The 15,867-nt window shown below is 39.5% G+C and carries 18 protein-coding genes; 5 read left to right on the forward strand and 13 right to left on the reverse strand.

From position 1 onward, the window contains the following. Window positions 1–47 precede the first annotated feature (47 nt). From HLV59_RS04515 to dapD, 6 genes are all read right to left on the reverse strand, one after another. The gene (locus HLV59_RS04515; protein WP_016146137.1) at window positions 48–509 is read right to left on the reverse strand and encodes a peroxiredoxin; all 462 of its coding nucleotides are present in this window, start codon (window positions 507–509) and stop codon (window positions 48–50) included. Window positions 510–526: 17 nt separating this feature from the next. Next, window positions 527–1,213, reverse strand: a complete 687-nt coding sequence (locus tag HLV59_RS04520; RefSeq protein WP_016146136.1) for a Dph6-related ATP pyrophosphatase — start codon at window positions 1,211–1,213, stop codon at window positions 527–529. A 96-nt stretch (window positions 1,214–1,309) separates the two neighbouring features. Next, window positions 1,310–1,723: a hypothetical protein gene (locus HLV59_RS04525; protein WP_016146135.1), complete on the reverse strand. Its 414-nt coding sequence runs from the start codon at window positions 1,721–1,723 to the stop codon at window positions 1,310–1,312. Between the two features lie 16 nt (window positions 1,724–1,739). Beyond that, entirely contained in the window at window positions 1,740–2,408 is a 669-nt protein-coding gene (gene queC / locus HLV59_RS04530) for a 7-cyano-7-deazaguanine synthase QueC (protein ID WP_016146134.1), read from the reverse strand. Between the two features lie 40 nt (window positions 2,409–2,448). Beyond that, window positions 2,449–3,159, reverse strand: coding sequence for a 7-carboxy-7-deazaguanine synthase QueE (gene queE / locus HLV59_RS04535; protein ID WP_031949059.1), 711 nt, complete (start codon window positions 3,157–3,159; stop codon window positions 2,449–2,451). A 99-nt stretch (window positions 3,160–3,258) separates the two neighbouring features. Then, window positions 3,259–4,080, reverse strand: a complete 822-nt coding sequence (dapD, locus tag HLV59_RS04540; RefSeq protein WP_004699931.1) for a 2,3,4,5-tetrahydropyridine-2,6-dicarboxylate N-succinyltransferase — start codon at window positions 4,078–4,080, stop codon at window positions 3,259–3,261. Between the two features lie 295 nt (window positions 4,081–4,375). Between dapD and carO the strand changes: the two genes are divergently transcribed. Then, the gene (carO, locus tag HLV59_RS04545; RefSeq protein WP_057106511.1) at window positions 4,376–5,125 is read left to right on the forward strand and encodes an ornithine uptake porin CarO type 1; all 750 of its coding nucleotides are present in this window, start codon (window positions 4,376–4,378) and stop codon (window positions 5,123–5,125) included. Window positions 5,126–5,212: 87 nt separating this feature from the next. On the opposite strand, the gene HLV59_RS04550 is transcribed toward carO, so the two are convergent. The 6 genes from HLV59_RS04550 to HLV59_RS04575 all read right to left on the reverse strand — a co-directional run bounded on the left by HLV59_RS04550 (window position 5,213) and on the right by HLV59_RS04575 (window position 10,723). Further along, window positions 5,213–6,136 carry a CysB family HTH-type transcriptional regulator gene (locus HLV59_RS04550; RefSeq protein ID WP_062849811.1) on the reverse strand — a complete coding sequence of 308 codons (924 nt, stop codon included), beginning with the start codon at window positions 6,134–6,136 and terminating at the stop codon, window positions 5,213–5,215. Between the two features lie 72 nt (window positions 6,137–6,208). Further along, window positions 6,209–7,270, reverse strand: a complete 1,062-nt coding sequence (locus HLV59_RS04555; protein ID WP_016146129.1) for a sulfate/molybdate ABC transporter ATP-binding protein — start codon at window positions 7,268–7,270, stop codon at window positions 6,209–6,211. Window positions 7,271–7,281: 11 nt separating this feature from the next. Then, window positions 7,282–8,166, reverse strand: a complete 885-nt coding sequence (cysW, locus tag HLV59_RS04560) for a sulfate ABC transporter permease subunit CysW (protein WP_171429417.1) — start codon at window positions 8,164–8,166, stop codon at window positions 7,282–7,284. Continuing rightward, window positions 8,163–8,996: a sulfate ABC transporter permease subunit CysT gene (gene cysT, locus HLV59_RS04565; RefSeq protein WP_016146127.1), complete on the reverse strand. Its 834-nt coding sequence runs from the start codon at window positions 8,994–8,996 to the stop codon at window positions 8,163–8,165. Before cysT ends, cysW begins: the two co-directional genes overlap by 4 nt. Before the next feature lie 80 nt (window positions 8,997–9,076). After that, window positions 9,077–9,685, reverse strand: a complete 609-nt coding sequence (locus HLV59_RS04570; protein WP_171429418.1) for an RBBP9/YdeN family alpha/beta hydrolase — start codon at window positions 9,683–9,685, stop codon at window positions 9,077–9,079. Window positions 9,686–9,715: 30 nt separating this feature from the next. Beyond that, a complete protein-coding gene (locus tag HLV59_RS04575) occupies window positions 9,716–10,723 on the reverse strand; it encodes a sulfate ABC transporter substrate-binding protein (protein ID WP_001212602.1) in 1,008 nt (335 codons plus the stop codon). A 263-nt stretch (window positions 10,724–10,986) separates the two neighbouring features. On the opposite strand from HLV59_RS04575, the gene pabC reads away from it, so the two are divergent. The 4 genes from pabC to HLV59_RS04595 all read left to right on the forward strand — a co-directional run bounded on the left by pabC (window position 10,987) and on the right by HLV59_RS04595 (window position 14,034). Further along, on the forward strand, window positions 10,987–11,799 hold the full coding sequence (pabC, locus tag HLV59_RS04580) for an aminodeoxychorismate lyase (protein ID WP_016146125.1): 813 nt from the start codon (window positions 10,987–10,989) through the stop codon (window positions 11,797–11,799). Between the two features lies 1 nt (window position 11,800). Then, a complete protein-coding gene (gene mltG / locus HLV59_RS04585; protein ID WP_016146124.1) occupies window positions 11,801–12,871 on the forward strand; it encodes an endolytic transglycosylase MltG in 1,071 nt (356 codons plus the stop codon). 9 nt (window positions 12,872–12,880) lie between these two features. Then, the gene (gene tmk / locus HLV59_RS04590; protein WP_133747129.1) at window positions 12,881–13,480 is read left to right on the forward strand and encodes a dTMP kinase; all 600 of its coding nucleotides are present in this window, start codon (window positions 12,881–12,883) and stop codon (window positions 13,478–13,480) included. Window positions 13,481–13,617: 137 nt separating this feature from the next. After that, complete coding sequence (locus HLV59_RS04595; RefSeq protein WP_171429419.1) at window positions 13,618–14,034, forward strand: PaaI family thioesterase; 417 nt, start codon at window positions 13,618–13,620, stop codon at window positions 14,032–14,034. Window positions 14,035–14,095: 61 nt separating this feature from the next. Here HLV59_RS04595 and nadB read toward each other — a convergent pair whose 3' ends face one another. Continuing rightward, a complete protein-coding gene (gene nadB / locus HLV59_RS04600; RefSeq protein WP_171429420.1) occupies window positions 14,096–15,739 on the reverse strand; it encodes an L-aspartate oxidase in 1,644 nt (547 codons plus the stop codon). Window positions 15,740–15,867: the final 128 nt, after the last annotated feature.

The raw sequence follows: 15,867 nt of genomic DNA on the forward strand, positions 1-15,867 counted from the left end.
ATATACAAAAAACGAGCTTTACGCTCGCTCTTTGATATTTAAATTTACTAAGCTGTTTGTAGAGCTTTTAAGTCTTCTAGAACTTGCTCTGCATGCCCAGCTGCTTTAACTTTACGGTAGCTTTTAACTAAAGTTTTGTTATGGAAAATAAAAGTAGAACGTTCAATACCCATTACTTTTTTTCCATACATATTCTTTTCTTTAATCACATCAAAATGATGACAAAGAACTTCTTCTTTATCACTAATTAAATCGATTGTTAGTGCCTGCTTTTCTGTAAAATTTTGATGGGCTTTCACTGAGTCACGTGAAACACCGATAATACGGGCACCTAAAGCTTCAAATTGATCTTTCAAACAAGAAAAACCAACTGCTTGCGTTGTGCACCCTGGTGTTGAGTCTTTAGGATAGAAGTAAATGATTAACCATTCATTTTCGACTTCGGTCAAGTTCACTTCACCGTGTGTGGTAGGGAACACCTGATTTGGCAGTTGAATATTCTCAGACATTTCTTATCCTTTAAAAGTTAAATTTGATCTAATTCAAGTGGTAAAAAAGCATATTCCTCATGATAAACAATATTGAGTTTTCTTACAGGAATAGCTTTGTTAAAAATTGGCCCATCAATTACAGTCGTATGAAATTCTCCGCCCTCACCACATGGATCAATGCCACGGTTCTCAAGTTCTTGGATGTATTCTAAAGTTAAGGTTTTACCTAAATCTTCGACCTTCATTCCTAGTTTTAGATTCACAGTGACAATGACACTTTGAAATCCAAGAGTAATGAATTCCTCAACAACTTCACGATGTGGACGTAGCCAAAGAGGCATTCCTAATCGAAGTCCCACTTGTTGCGTTATTCGATCATGCCAACAGCCATGTTCAGGCATATCAAGATCACCTGTAACCAGTACCTCGGTTCCTTGTTGCTTTGCCTGAGTGAGTAACTCAATAAATTTAGCTTCATAGTCATTCCAGCTTGATGAAGCCATAAATACGGGTAAGCCGATTGCTTTAGCTTGTGCTTGAATAATATCAAGAGGCATAGCATGTGAACGAGAACGTTGGCCTTGTTCTTCTAGCATAACGATCAATCCAATCACTTCACCAGTCTGCATTGCATGGTAGAGTGCCAGCGAACTGTCTTTACCTCCACTAAATGAGACTATAGACCTTTTATGGTTAGCATTCGTTTTCCACTGTTCTTGCATTGCTTATTTTAAAAGAATTGATCAAAAGTACTGTGATTTTAACAGAGCTACAAAAAAGCCTGCATAAATGCAGGCTTAATTTGGAACATTAGAAGCTTATTTTTTAGGAGCTTGTTGAGCTGCTTTCATAGCTTCTTCAGTTAATTTTTCAAGCTTAGTTGTTAACTGAGGACCGAAACATGCTTTAAGATCACGGTTTTGTTGTTGTACAAATCCTAAAGAACTTGGACTTTTCTTCGCATTGATTGCGCTTTGGATTTCCCATTTTTGTGCTTCAGTCACTTTACCTTGTGCTTCAACTTGGCAGCTACAGAATTTGCTAACTTCAGATGAACTTAACTTGCCGCCTTTAGCAGTTTGTTCTTTACAAACGTTAACTAATGCGCCTTTAACGTTAGTGCTTTTATATGCCGCTTGAACTGGGTTTTCAGCTGCTTGAGCTGAACCAGCCATAAGTGCAGCTGCTGAGAATAAAGATGAAAGAATAAGATTTGATTTTAACAACTTCATAAATTTTACCTACTTATTACGGTATATAGCGTGTTGGGTCAGTAACACCGGCATCGATAAAGCCTTCTTTACGCAAACGGCAACTGTCACATTTACCACACGCACGTCCTTGAGCATCTGCTTGGTAGCAAGATACCGTTTGACTATAGTCTACGCCATGTTCAATCCCTAAACGTATGATATTCGCTTTGGATAAATGTAACAGGGGTGTTTCAAACTTAAGTGGTTTTCCTTCTACGCCAGCTTTAGTTGCTAAACGAGCCATATTGGCAAAAGCATCAATAAATTCAGGACGACAGTCAGGATATCCTGAATAATCAACGGCATTGATGCCAATAACAATTGCTTCAGCATTAAATACTTCGGCTGCTGCTAAAGCATATGAAAGGAAAATAGTGTTACGCGCTGGTACATAAGTTACAGGAATACCTTCTTGTAACTGCTCTGGTACGGCAATGTTGTGATCTGTAAGTGCTGATCCACCTAAATTTGCTAGATCAATATTAATTACACGATGTTCAACACCTGAACGCTGAGCTAATGCTTTTGCAGCATCAAGTTCAGTGGTTGAGCGTTGGCCATACATAAAACTAATAGCAATACATTCATAGCGCGCTTGTGCCCAAGCTAGGCAAGTGGTTGAGTCTAAGCCGCCTGAAAGTAAAACAATGGCACGAGGGCGCATATTTTTCTCCATATTCGGAATGATTTATTTTATTGAGTGATTAACGACCTGATTCATCGTTCCAAAGCAGTTTATGTAACTGAAGTTGGAAACGAACAGGTAATTTATCATCAAGTATCCACTGTGCCAGATCACGTGCTAGACGTGGCAGGCCTACAGCACCTTTTTCAACTGCAAAGGCAGGGGAGAACCAAACGGTACTGACTTTTGTGTGCAGTTGATATTTTTCAACTTGTTGCTTTGACCATTCATAGTCTTCACGATTGCAAATCACAAATTTGATTTGGTCATGTGGTGTTAAATGGTCAAGATTGCTGATGAGATTACGATGTTCTTCACCAGAAGTTGGAGTCTTTAAATCGAGGACTTTTGAAACACGGGGATCCACTCTTGATACATCAAGAGCGCCACTGGTTTCTAAAGAAACATCAAAACCTGCGTCACATAAACGTTGTAATAAAATCAAACAGTTTGGCTGTGCGAGAGGTTCACCACCAGTCACACAAATATAAGGTGTTTGAAATTGTGTAGCTGTTTCAATGATATGTTCAAGTGAAAAACGTTCACCACCTTCAAAAGAATAAGTGGTATCGCAATAGCTACAACGTAATGGACAGCCCGTTAGACGGATAAATACAGTCGGTAGGCCAGAGGCGTTTGCTTCACCCTGCAACGAGTAAAAAATCTCGGTAATGCGTAAACCGGACGCAGGGTCTGAGACAGGAATTGCAGAGGAACGTAAGGAAGCCATTCTAGAAATACCACACTATATAAAAAAATAAAATCTCTACGATCAGTGTTGACCGTAGAGATGAGGAGTGTTAAAGCTCCGCAAGAGATTTATAACAAATTAGTCAGCGCGTAACAAATCGTTCAAGCTCGTTTTTGCACGTGTTTTTGCATCAACTTTTTTCACGATAATTGCAGCATATAAGCTGTAAGTACCACATTTAGATGGCAAGCTGCCTGAAACTACAACTGAACCGGCTGGTACACGACCATAATGGATTTCGCCAGTTTCGCGGTCATAAATTTTAGTTGATTGACCAATGAAAACGCCCATTGAAATTACTGAGCCTTCTTCAACAATAACGCCTTCAACGATTTCTGAACGCGCGCCGATAAAGCAGTTGTCTTCAATAATGGTTGGGTTAGCTTGTAATGGTTCTAAAACACCACCGATACCTACACCACCAGATAAGTGAACATTTTTACCGATTTGAGCACATGAACCTACAGTTGCCCATGTATCAACCATTGTGCCTTCATCTACATAAGCACCAATGTTGACATAAGATGGCATTAACACCACATTTTTAGCTTGGAAGCTACCACGACGTGCTACAGCAGGAGGAACAACACGAACACCTGCAGCTTTAAATTGCTCTTCAGTCCAACCAGAGAATTTAGTTTCAACTTTGTCGTAGAAACGAAGATCACATGACTCGATTGGTTTATTGTCATTTAGTTTAAATGATAATAAAACAGCTTTTTTTAACCATTGATGAACAACCCATTCACCATTGATTTTTTCAGCAACTCGAAGTGTACCGTTATCTAAACCAGCAATTGCTTCTTCAACAGCTTGGCGAATTTCGCTTGAACAATCTGCTGCAGTAAAATTTGCGCGGTCTTCAAATGCTTGCTCAATGATCGTAGAAAGCTGAGACATGATCTTCCTTCCATAAAAAATTTTAAAGATTTTACACTAATTTGTGACAAGAATCTTTCAAAAAACGTGTTACGTTTAATTGATGATATAAATGAGATAAATCAAAATAAGCTTATTAGATAATCAAGTGTTTTTTACACAAAAATGATTTGAAAATAAAAATTTAACTCAATTTGTATCAAAAAATAACAGAAATCTAGCATTTTTTGTATAAAAAAGAATCTAAGCTGTCATTATTATGATTTCAGTCACAAGATGAATAAATTAAAAACAGAGCCTTTTTGAGGAGAAAACTATGAAAGCATTACGTGTATTAGTCACTACAACAGCTTTATTCGCTGCTGGCGCTGCTATGGCAGATGAAGCCGTTGTTCATGACAGCTACGCATTTGACAAAAACCAATTAATTCCTGTGGGGGCACGTGCTGAGGTAGGTACAACTGGTTACGGTGGTGCTTTATTATGGCAAGCAAACCCATATGTAGGTTTAGCTCTTGGTTATAATGGTGGTGACATTTCGTGGACAGATGATGTTTCTGTAAATGGTACTAAATATGACCTAGATATGGATAATAACAATATCTATTTAAATGCTGAAATTCGTCCATGGGGTGCAAGTGCTAACCGTTGGGCTCAAGGCTTATATGTAGCTGCGGGTGCTGCTTATCTAGATAATGATTATGACTTAGCTAAACGTATTGGTAATGGTGAAACATTGTCAATTGATGGTAAGAACTATCAACAAGCGGTTGCTGGTCAAGAGGGCGGTGTAAGAGGTAAAATGTCTTACAAGAATGATATCGCTCCATACTTAGGTTTTGGTTTTGCTCCAAAAATTAGCAAAAACTGGGGTGTATTTGGTGAGGTAGGTGCCTACTATACTGGTAATCCACAAGTTCAGTTAACTCAGTATAACCTTTCTCCTGTAACTGGTAACCCAACATCTGCCCAAGATGCAGTTGATAAAGAAGCAAATGAAATTCGTAATGATGATAAATACCAATGGATGCCAGTTGGTAAAGTAGGTGTGAACTTCTACTGGTAAGATCAAAAAGAAAAACGAGCTACGGCTCGTTTTTTTAACTCTAATAAAATAAAAGAGCTAAAAAGCTCTTTTATTTTTTCTTAATTTTTATTCATCTGGGTAAGCGATTTTCTTAAGCGCTTTAATATCTGCATCAGGTGAGCATAACGAAATAAACTCATAACCATAACCGCGTAATAAGTGGCCTTTGCGGACTGCAATCCATGTCGTATTAACACCAAAAATATCAGTCTTGGTTTGCTTTAAGCGATAATCACGTTCTGTATCATAAGCTACGTCATTGACAATACCGACACCCATGCCCAGTTCTACATAGGTTTTAATAACGTCGGCATCAAGAGCTGACATTACGATATCTGCGTCGAGTTGGGCTTCATCAAAGGCTTTATCAATTTTAGATCGACCTGTAAAACCACCATGATAAGTAATAAGCGGATATTCAGCTAAAAGTTCTAAAGTGATCTTTTCTGCCTGTACTAAAGGATGATTTTGCGGGGTAATAATACTGTGCTGCCATTGATAGTAAGGAATGCTAGCCAGATTTTCTTCAGTCGTTAAAGACTCGGTTGCAATTCCAATATCTGCCTCACCTTGTAATAGCATTTCTGAAATTTCGACAGGACTAGCTTGTTGTAAAATCAAGTGAACTTTTGGAAATAATTTCTTAAATTGATTGACGATCGGAGGTAATACATAACGCGCTTGAGTATGAGTAGTTGCGATCGTTAATGTCCCTTCATCAACCTTATTAAAATCTTCGGCAAGTCGCTTAATATTTTCAGCATCTACTAACATGCGTTCAACAATGCTAAGAAGTGACTGGCCTGGTTCAGTTAAACCTAAAAGGCGTTTACCTTTACGAACGAAAAGTTGAACACCTAATTCATCTTCTAAATCTTTAATGTGTTTACTTACACCCGATTGAGACGTGTAGAGTGCAGCCGATGCTTCCGTCAAGTTAAAGTTTTGGCGTACTGTTTCTCGGATAATTCTTAATTGTTGAAAGTTCATTTACACTTTTCCTCAAAAGAGGTGAGGAGCGTCTAAAAAATCCGCAAGATATTTCCTCACCAAATATATTTCTTAAGCAACTTGGTCTGCAAACAAGTGCAATTGTGATGCACTCACCCAAACAGTTTGATTTGGTTTAAATGCATGTAATTTTGCAGCTTCACTGCTCAGAGCAATTTCAATTAAACGTCCATTACGGTCTTGTAATTCGGCCACTACCTTTCCGGCAATCCAGATTTCACGTACAAATGTCGCTTCAATGGTATTCGCTTGCGGTTGCGAGTGAATATGTAACTCATCTGGACGGGCAAAAGCAATCACTTTTCCTTGAGGTGCTTCAACTGCTGTCGGTAATTGAATACGGTCATTGCCAATACGGATAATACCGCCGGTGTTTTCACCTTCAAATCGATTTGCCTGACCCAAGAAATCAAATACAAACGGCGTTTCAGGTTTTTCGTAGACTTCACGAGGTGAGCCGATCTGCTCAACATTACCTTTATTCATGACAATAATCTGGTCTGCAACCTCAAGCGCTTCTTCCTGATCGTGAGTTACAAAAATTGAAGTGATATGCAACTCATCATGTAAGTTGCGTAACCAGCGGCGTAATTCCTTACGAACTTTGGCATCTAAAGCACCAAATGGTTCATCCAGTAATAACACACGAGGCTCTACAGCCAAAGCACGTGCTAAAGCAATACGTTGACGTTGTCCGCCTGAAAGCTGGGCAGGGTAGCGGTCTGCTAAAAAGCCCAGTTGAACTAGATCAAGTAAACGAGTAACACGTTTTTTAATTTCAGCTTCCGAAGGGCGTGTTGCACGAGGGCGAACACGTAAACCAAAGGCAATATTGTCAAATACGGTCATATGACGGAATAAAGCATAGTGCTGAAATACAAAGCCAACCTGACGCTCACGTACATGTACATTAGTCGCATCTTCACCTTCAAGTAACACTTGACCGCCATCAGCTGATTCTAGACCTGCAATAATACGAAGTAACGTTGTTTTACCGCATCCAGATGGACCAAGTAATGCAACCAGTTCACCTTCTGGAAAGTCTAGGGAAATATTTTTAAGCGCATGGAATGCACCAAAGTGTTTTTCAATATTTTTAACTTGAATACTCATGATTTCATTCCTTACGAATCAGTTGAATGCGGTTCTGGTTTATCTTGATGTAGCTCTAACCAAGTTTTTAAAATCAGTGTTAAAAGAGCTAAGAAGGCAAGCAGTGAGGACACGGCAAAGGCTGCGCTAAATGTGTACTCGTTATATAAAATTTCGACATGCAATGGCAGGGTATTGGTTTCACCACGGATATGACCAGAAACCACTGATACTGCGCCAAATTCACCCATTGCACGAGCATTACACAAAATCACGCCGTAAATCAGACCCCATTTAATGTTAGGGAGGGTGACCTTCCAAAAAGTTTGCCAACCTGAAGCACCGAGTACAATTGCTGCTTCTTCTTCCTCTGTTCCCTGAGCTTCCATGAGTGGAATTAACTCACGCGCCACAAATGGAACTGTAATAAAAATAGTGGCCAAAACGATTGCAGGTACGGCATATAAAATCTTGATGTCATGATCCATTAACCAGCCGCCGAACCAGCCTTGTGCACCAAAAATCAGTACAATCATTAAACCTGCAATAACGGGTGAAACCGAAAAAGGCATATCAATAATGGTAGTTAAAATAGCTTTGCCTTTAAACTGGAACTTAGAAACAGCCCATGCAGCGCCAACACCGAATATCACGTTAACCGGAACTGCAATTGCTGCGGTGAGTAATGTTAATTTCACCGCCGATAGCGTGTCTGGATCAATCAAAGCCTGAACATAGACTTCAAGCCCCTGTTTAAATGCTTCTACAAAAACCAGAATGAGTGGCAGCATCAGGCAACTGAGAAAGAAGATCAGTGCAATAGTAATGAGGGTATAACGTACCCAAGTCGGTTCGCGTGTCGCGTCACGAGATTGCAACTTTAAGGCAAGTGCATTGCTGTCGGTATGTAGGTTCATGTGATATCTCTCCCCGTACGACGGTTTGCCCAGACTTGAAGTAAATTAATAGCAAATAAAATAATGAAAGAGAGAACTAACATGACCGCAGCAATCGTTGTTGCACCTGCATAATCATATTCTTCAAGACGTGAAATGATCATGAGTGGAGCAATTTCTGTTTTAAATGGTTGATTGCCGGCAATGAAAATAACAGAACCATATTCACCCACGCCGCGGGCAAATGCCAAAGCAAAACCTGTAAATAGAGCAGGTAATAAGATTGGTAAAATAATTTTAGTAATGGTTTGCCAGCGATTTGCGCCGAGTGCCGAAGCAGCTTCCTCAAGCTCAGTTTCGATATCACTGAGTACTGGTTGAACTGTTCTTACAATAAATGGAATACCAATAAATACCAATGCTAACGTAATCCCGATTGGCGTATAGGCAACCTGAATACCGAGTGGCTCCAGATATTGACCGATCCAGCCAGTAGGTGCATAGAGCGAAGTAAGAGCAATACCTGCAACTGCGGTTGGTAGAGCAAAAGGTAAGTCAACTAGAGCATCAACCAGACGTTTTCCTGGGAAGTTGTAACGAACAAGACACCAAGCCAAAAGTAGGCCAAACACAACATTAATAGACGCTGCTATTAAAGCTGAACTAAAGCTGAGTTGAAGCGATTTTAAAATACGCTCAGACGTTAAAATTTCCCATAATCCGTCCCATCCGATTCCAAATGATTTGATAAAGACTGCGGCTAATGGAATAAGCACAATAAAAGACACATAGGCGAGGGTGAAGCCCAAAGATAGACCAAACCCAGGCAGCACTCGGGATCGCTGCGACATGATATTTCCTCAAAGAGAAAAGCCTGCTGAAACCAGTAAGCGAATAAATAAAGATAAACGGTGCGGTATAAAGATTGGTATTAAGCAAATTTCAAAGAGAAATGTGTTTTTACCGGGTCGATAGATGAGTGACTACACATCGAATCTTCTGGAATCAAATAATTCAGTAAATCTGGAAATGGCCCAAAACCTGAGGCAACATTAATATGACCCACTTCACCAAGATTAATTGGATTTAACTTCCATGCTTTTGCAAGTTGTAAAGCATCAAAAAGGCCAAGCCACGGATCATTTTCACTAATGAGCAGCGTTGCAGGCACATCAATTTTTAATTGATGAAAATACGCTTTGTAGTCAGTTAAGCTATGACGAGCAAACCCTGCTTCCCCAAAGCGTGCCGGATTCGCTGGAGCGACTAAAATAAGTTTCTTAACTTGGCTTTTTAATTCTGGATACTCAGCTAAAGCAGCAACACTCGTTAAGCATCCAAAACTATGCGCAACAATTTGAACAGGGGCTTGAGCTGCTTGAACTGTTTTAACAAATTGCTCAATCCATTCGTTTAGTAAAGGTCTATCCCAGTTTTTTTGCTCAACACGAGAACTAGACACGAGTTGACGCTGCAACCAAGATTGCCAATGCTGATGTTCACTGCCACCTACACCCGGAACAATTACAGTGTGAATCATGTCTGTTCTCCTTATCTTTAATGCAAAGAACTACTTCTCTGCACTATTGATTTTCACGATTTGATCGAAAACACCACCATTATCGAAGTGTTGTTTTTGTACTTTTGTCCAACCACCAAATTCTTTATCAATGGTTACAAGCTTCAATGGCTTAAATACATTGCTGTATTTTTTCAGTACAGCTGCATTGCGAGGACGGTAGAAGTTACGCGCTGCAATTTCTTGGCCAGCAGGTGAGTACAAATAGTTGAGATAACCTTTAGCAATGGTTAAGTTGCCTTTTTTAGCTGCATTCTTCTCCACAATTGCAACTGGAGGCTCAGCTAAGATCGAAAGAGACGGAGTAATAATTTCAAATTTGCCTGGTTGCTCACGAATGGCTAAATGAGCTTCATTTTCCCAAGCTAGCAATACATCACCAATACCACGCTCAGCAAAAGTAGTCGTTGCACCACGTGCACCCGAATCTAGAACTTTAGTGTGTTTATAAATTTGGCGAACGTATTCTTGTGCTTTCGCGTCATTGCCGCCTGGTTGATGTTTTGCCCAAGCCCATGCTGCAAGATAGTTCCAACGAGCACCACCAGAGGTTTTCGGGTTTGGTGTAATGATTTCTACACCTGGTTTGATTAAATCAGCCCAGTCCTTAATTTGTTTTGGATTGCCTTTACGCACTAAAAACACAATCGTTGATGTATATGGTGTTGAGTTTTGTGGCAGCTTTTTCTGCCAGTTAGTTGGAAGTAATTTTGCTTTTTCAGCAATTTCATCGATATCTGCGGCAAGTGCTAATGTCACCACATCTGCATTTAAGCCATCGATAACCGCACGAGCCTGTTTACCAGAGCCGCCGTGTGATTGTTTAAACTCAATATCTTGACCAGTACGTTGCTTCCAGTAAGTACCGAATTGTTTGTTGAAATCTGTATATAACTCACGAGTAGGATCGTAAGAGACGTTTAAAAATTCTTGGGCTGCAAATGATGAAACAGAAAGAAGTGCAGCGATAACCCCGACTTTTAATTGAGAAAAACGCATGAGATAAGTCCTCAAAAAATATGAAATGTTCAAAACATGAACGCAGAATAGCGCTAGTCTTTATTCTAAAAAAATAATAAAAAACGAATTTAATATGAAAAAAATAGAAATATTAAAAAGAGATAAACTATTCTTAAATCTTGATATATAACAAGTTTCAAAAGTAGATACGAAATCGGTATAATTTTTTAAAATCAATCATTTATTATTTAAATGAAAGGTGTTGTATTGTGGGGCGGCTTTTAGCAAAGGATGAAACAAACATGTGGTGTTTTAAAAATGGGCAACCCGTTGAGACTATTCCTTTATTAGATCGAGCCTTTCATTATGGAGATGGATGCTTTACCACAATTCGTGTTTTTCAAAACCAGATTGAGCTTAAAGAAAGACATTGGGAACGTCTAAAACTTGCATGTCAAAGACTGTCTTTGACTGCGAATTTTGAATTAATTGAACTGAGTTTGCAGCAGCTGCAAAAGCAGAACCTCGTACTCAATGGCACTTTGAAGATTGTGATTAGTCGTGGGGAAGGCGACCGCGGTTATAGTTTGCCGAAACATGAGGCCGATATTTATATCTGGTTTTATCCAAAAGCTTTAAAGCCATTTGTGCCTGACTCTATCCAGTGTGGTGTTTTAAACCAGGCCCTAGGTTTAACCATGCCGAGCTTAGTCGGACTTAAATCTTTAAACCGCCTTGAACAAGTATTGCTAAAAAAAGAAGCAGATCAACTCGGGTGGGATGAAGCATTAGTTACTGATGTACAAGGTTATATTGTTGAAGGGGTCAGTAGTAATTGTTTTATTCGTTTAAATGATAGATGGATTACTCCTGAACTTCGCTATAATGGCGTCCACGGTGTAATGCGGGCAGAAATTCTGGCACGTATGCAGCACCATGGTATTGCCTGTGAAGTACGTGTAATAGAGTTAGATGAAGTATCTGAAATACAAAGTCTATTCTTTTGTAATGCTTTAAACCCTATGCGAGTGGTTACTCATTTAGGCGAGAAAACGCTAGATACACAGGCATGCATAGATTTATTTCATATCCTTAACTTAAATCAGATTCATTAATATGCCGAAGCCACCTGTCAATGCGAAAGCAAAAAACGCCAAGAAAAATAACAAAAAACAAGCTCCAAAATTTTCTAAGCGATTGGTTCTAATTGGCCTTTTTATTGTTTTAATCTTTACGTTTGCCATTTTATGGTCAAGTTTGTTTAAGGCTTATCCTATCGAAGGAAAAAAACAGATGTTATCGATTACATCTGGGGAAACTTATTCTGGTTTTATTGATCGTTTGGCGAAAGAAGGCAAAATTAGCTTTCCTATCATATTGAAGCTTTATCAAAAGTTTATGATTCATGACAGTATGAAAGCTGGTGTGTATGAAATTGAACAAGGGATGAGCGTAAGACAAGTGTTAGAGATGCTATCTGACGCTGATAATGCTCAGATGAACCGTGTTTTGGTGATTGAAGGTACAACTTTTAAGCAGCTTATTACTGCACTCAAAAATGATAAAAACGTAAAAAATACAATATTAGATTTGCCTAATGATCAGCTTATGAAAGCGCTTGGGATTCCTTTCGATCATCCGGAAGGCTTGTTCGCGCCGAATACTTATTTCTTTGCCAAAGGCGAGACTGACAAGAAAATTCTTACCGATTTATATCATCGTCAAATAAAAGCTCTAGATACAGCTTGGGCAAATCGCGCGCCGAATTTACCTTATAAAGACAAATATGAAGCATTAATTATGGCTTCTATTGTTGAGAAAGAAACAAGTTTAGACAGTGAACTTGCACAAGTTTCTGGCGTTTTTGTCCGCCGTTTAAAACTCGGTATGCGTTTACAAACAGATCCTACTGTTATTTACGGTATGGGGAATAACTATAAAGGTAATATTACCCGAGAAGACCTGCGTACCCCAACGCCATATAATACCTATACCATTAATGGCTTACCGCCAACTCCAATTGCTTTACCAAGCCAAAAAGCAATAGAAGCAGCGTTACATCCAGATAACTCAAACAACATCTACTTTGTAGCGACTGGTAACGGTGGACATAAATTTACGGCAAGTTTGCAAGCGCATAATCAAGCGGTGCAGGACTATTTATCCGTGTTGAGATCGAAGAAATAAGGAAAAGAGATGTTTATTAGCTTTGAAGGCACGGAAGGGGTAGGTAAAACTACACTCATTCGAAAAATTCATCAGCATTTTGAAGAGCAAGGCAAACAAGTTGTTTTAACTCGAGAGCCGGGTGGGACGCCGCTAGCTGAACAAATTCGTTCAATGCTTTTGGCTGTGAATCATGATGAAAATATGAGTCATGATACTGAGTTACTACTCATTTATGCGGCACGTGCTCAACATTTACAACAGGTTATTTTGCCAGCTCTAGAATCTAATAAAATTGTATTAAGTGACCGTTTTACTGATGCAAGTTTTGCTTATCAATGTTCTGGTCGCGGTTTAAGCCAAGATAAATTGCAGCTTTTAAATCAGAATTTTGTTTCACGCATGCCTAAGGTGACTTTCTGGTTAGATGCGCCAATTGAACTGGGTATGAACCGTGCGCGTGAACGCGGAGCTTTAGACCGTTTTGAGCAAGAAAAGTTAAGCTTCTTTACTAAGGTTCGTGAAGGTTATGAAACCTTATGGAAAGCTGAACCAGAACGTATTAAGCGAATAGATGCAACTCAAAGTCCTGATCAGGTGTTCGAACAGGCATTGCAATATTTAGGATAAGCAATTGAATGAGCCACTCTTATAAAAATGGGAGTGGTTAAAAATGACGTTAATTCTGATTTAAAACGTCATAGAAAAGATCTGTTATTTTCTTATGCTATCTTACATATGATTTTATAGATTGAAGAATAACAAGGATGAAAAGTTCAAAAGAAGAAATCGTGGCATTTCTTGAAAAGGAATTTCCACCCAGTCTTGAACATTGCACGATTGAATCAGTCACACCCAAAGCAGCAGTTGTTTATTATCATGTTGATCAAAGACATCAACGTCCCGGTGGCACCATATCTGGCCCAACCATGATGACTTTGGCAGATTTTGCTTTATATATTGCGATATTAGGTGAGATCGGTATTGTTGGTTTGGCTGTGACAACCAACTTTAATATTAATTTTTTAAGAAAACCCGCGGGTGATCAAGACTTACGTAGTGAATGTAAACTCATGAAGGTCGGAAAGAGCTTGATTGTTGGGGAAGTCTGGATTTATTCAGTCGGTTTGGATGAACCCGTTGCGCATGTGACCGCGACTTATTCAATCCCACCTAGACCATAAATATCAAAGCAAATAAAAAGCACAGCCAGAGCTGTGCTTTTTTGTAGAGTAGAAGAATAGCTTAACTATCAGTATTAACTAAGGGCTGTTCTACCGCAAAATTTGGAGGAGTTAAAACCGTTTTACGAATCTCACTCGAAGTTTCCGGATAATCGAGAGTGTAATGTAGACCACGTGATTCTTTACGTTGCATAGCACAGCGCACAATCATTTCAGATACTAAAACAAGGTTACGCAGCTCGATCAAGTTTTTACTGACACGGTAATCTTGATAATATTCAGTAATTTCGCGCTTTAACATTTCAATACGGTGTAAAGCACGTTCTAAACGTTTAGTAGTCCTTACAATACCAACGTAGTTCCACATGGTCGAACGTAACTCATCCCAGTTTTGTAAAATCACAACATCTTCATCTGGATTAGTTACTTGTGAGTCATCCCAAGTTGGTACTTCAGGTAATTTGAAGTTTTCATCAAATTTATTTTCGATATCTTTTGCTGCACTCATACCGTAAACGAAGCACTCAAGTAATGAGTTACTTGCCATACGGTTTGCACCATGTAAGCCCGTATATGACGTTTCACCAATGGCATATAGACCTTCAATATCCGTCTGGCTATTTGAGTCAACCACAACACCACCACATGTATAGTGAGCTGCCGGAACCACAGGAATCATGTCTTTGGTAATGTCGATACCTAACTCAAGTAATCTTGCATAGAGTGTAGGGAAGTGCTCTTTAATAAACTCAGGTGATTTATGGGTAATGTCTAACCAGACATGACGAATACCGAGACGTTTGATTTCGTGGTCAATTGTACGTGCCACAATATCGCGAGGAGCCAGTTCTGCACGATCATCAAAACGCAACATAAAACGTTCGCCATCAGGTAGACGCAAATAAGCACCTTCACCACGCATAGCTTCGGTAATTAAGAACGAGCGTGCTTGAGGGTGATAGAGACACGTTGGATGAAACTGATTAAATTCCATATTGGCTACACGGCAACCTGCACGGAAAGCCATTGCAATACCATCACCTGTAGCAATATCTGGATTAGATGTATATAGGTAGGCTTTCATCGCACCGCCGCAAGCTAGCGCGGTGAATGGTGCAAGGAAGGTATGAACCTTTTCAGTATTTTCATCTAATGCATACAAACCAATAGCACGATTCGCTTGGTCAATATGACCTAATTTATGCGAAGTGATTAAATCAATCGCAATATAGTTTTCAAAAATAGTAATATTTTTACGTTCTTTGGCACGCTCAACCAAAGTAGTTGAAATGGCTTTGCCTGTTGCATCAGCAGAATGGATAATGCGGCGCTGTGAGTGGCCACCTTCGCGAGTTAAGTGAAGTTGCTCATCCTCATCGAGGGTAAATTGCACACCTTGTTTTAAAAGAAAATCAACAGAAGGGCGGCCGCCTTCTACGGTATGTTGTACCGCGTCCATTTCACATAAATGAGCGCCTGCAATCATAGTGTCATTAATGTGCTGTTGAATAGAGTCAGTCTCATCAAGAACAGCAGCAACGCCACCTTGAGCATAAAAGGTACTTGCTTCGGTTAGAGCAGCTTTGGCTAAAACTGCAATATTAAAATGATTTGGTAACGATAAAGCCAGACTTAAACCAGCGCCGCCGCTGCCCACAATAATCACGTCAAAGTGGTGAATTGTCTGTAAATTAGGCATGTCCATTCGCATCAATTTAAAACGTCCGCTAATGACACCCCTTTTTACCTAAAAAGGCAAGAGCTTAAGCGCTCTAACTCAGAGAAAAATTGCAATTGGCTTAAAAAGTTGCAATGCGTAAAATAATCCTTGTG

The sequence above is a fragment of the Acinetobacter lactucae genome, from assembly GCF_013122135.1.
Lineage (GTDB): Bacteria > Pseudomonadota > Gammaproteobacteria > Pseudomonadales > Moraxellaceae > Acinetobacter > Acinetobacter lactucae.

What these genes read in the sequence shown, in the direction of transcription:
- HLV59_RS04515 (WP_016146137.1), bottom strand. Translation starts at nt 509, where the DNA reads ATGTCTGAGAATATTCAACTGCCAAATCAGGTGTTCCCTACCACACAC.
- HLV59_RS04520 (WP_016146136.1), bottom strand. Translation starts at nt 1,213, where the DNA reads ATGCAAGAACAGTGGAAAACGAATGCTAACCATAAAAGGTCTATAGTC.
- HLV59_RS04525 (WP_016146135.1), bottom strand. Translation starts at nt 1,723, where the DNA reads ATGAAGTTGTTAAAATCAAATCTTATTCTTTCATCTTTATTCTCAGCA.
- queC (WP_016146134.1), bottom strand. Translation starts at nt 2,408, where the DNA reads ATGCGCCCTCGTGCCATTGTTTTACTTTCAGGCGGCTTAGACTCAACC.
- queE (WP_031949059.1), bottom strand. Translation starts at nt 3,159, where the DNA reads ATGGCTTCCTTACGTTCCTCTGCAATTCCTGTCTCAGACCCTGCGTCC.
- dapD (WP_004699931.1), bottom strand. Translation starts at nt 4,080, where the DNA reads ATGTCTCAGCTTTCTACGATCATTGAGCAAGCATTTGAAGACCGCGCA.
- carO (WP_057106511.1), top strand. Translation starts at nt 4,376, where the DNA reads ATGAAAGCATTACGTGTATTAGTCACTACAACAGCTTTATTCGCTGCT.
- HLV59_RS04550 (WP_062849811.1), bottom strand. Translation starts at nt 6,136, where the DNA reads ATGAACTTTCAACAATTAAGAATTATCCGAGAAACAGTACGCCAAAAC.
- HLV59_RS04555 (WP_016146129.1), bottom strand. Translation starts at nt 7,270, where the DNA reads ATGAGTATTCAAGTTAAAAATATTGAAAAACACTTTGGTGCATTCCAT.
- cysW (WP_171429417.1), bottom strand. Translation starts at nt 8,166, where the DNA reads ATGAACCTACATACCGACAGCAATGCACTTGCCTTAAAGTTGCAATCT.
- cysT (WP_016146127.1), bottom strand. Translation starts at nt 8,996, where the DNA reads ATGTCGCAGCGATCCCGAGTGCTGCCTGGGTTTGGTCTATCTTTGGGC.
- HLV59_RS04570 (WP_171429418.1), bottom strand. Translation starts at nt 9,685, where the DNA reads ATGATTCACACTGTAATTGTTCCGGGTGTAGGTGGCAGTGAACATCAG.
- HLV59_RS04575 (WP_001212602.1), bottom strand. Translation starts at nt 10,723, where the DNA reads ATGCGTTTTTCTCAATTAAAAGTCGGGGTTATCGCTGCACTTCTTTCT.
- pabC (WP_016146125.1), top strand. Translation starts at nt 10,987, where the DNA reads ATGTGGTGTTTTAAAAATGGGCAACCCGTTGAGACTATTCCTTTATTA.
- mltG (WP_016146124.1), top strand. Translation starts at nt 11,801, where the DNA reads ATGCCGAAGCCACCTGTCAATGCGAAAGCAAAAAACGCCAAGAAAAAT.
- tmk (WP_133747129.1), top strand. Translation starts at nt 12,881, where the DNA reads ATGTTTATTAGCTTTGAAGGCACGGAAGGGGTAGGTAAAACTACACTC.
- HLV59_RS04595 (WP_171429419.1), top strand. Translation starts at nt 13,618, where the DNA reads ATGAAAAGTTCAAAAGAAGAAATCGTGGCATTTCTTGAAAAGGAATTT.
- nadB (WP_171429420.1), bottom strand. Translation starts at nt 15,739, where the DNA reads ATGGACATGCCTAATTTACAGACAATTCACCACTTTGACGTGATTATT.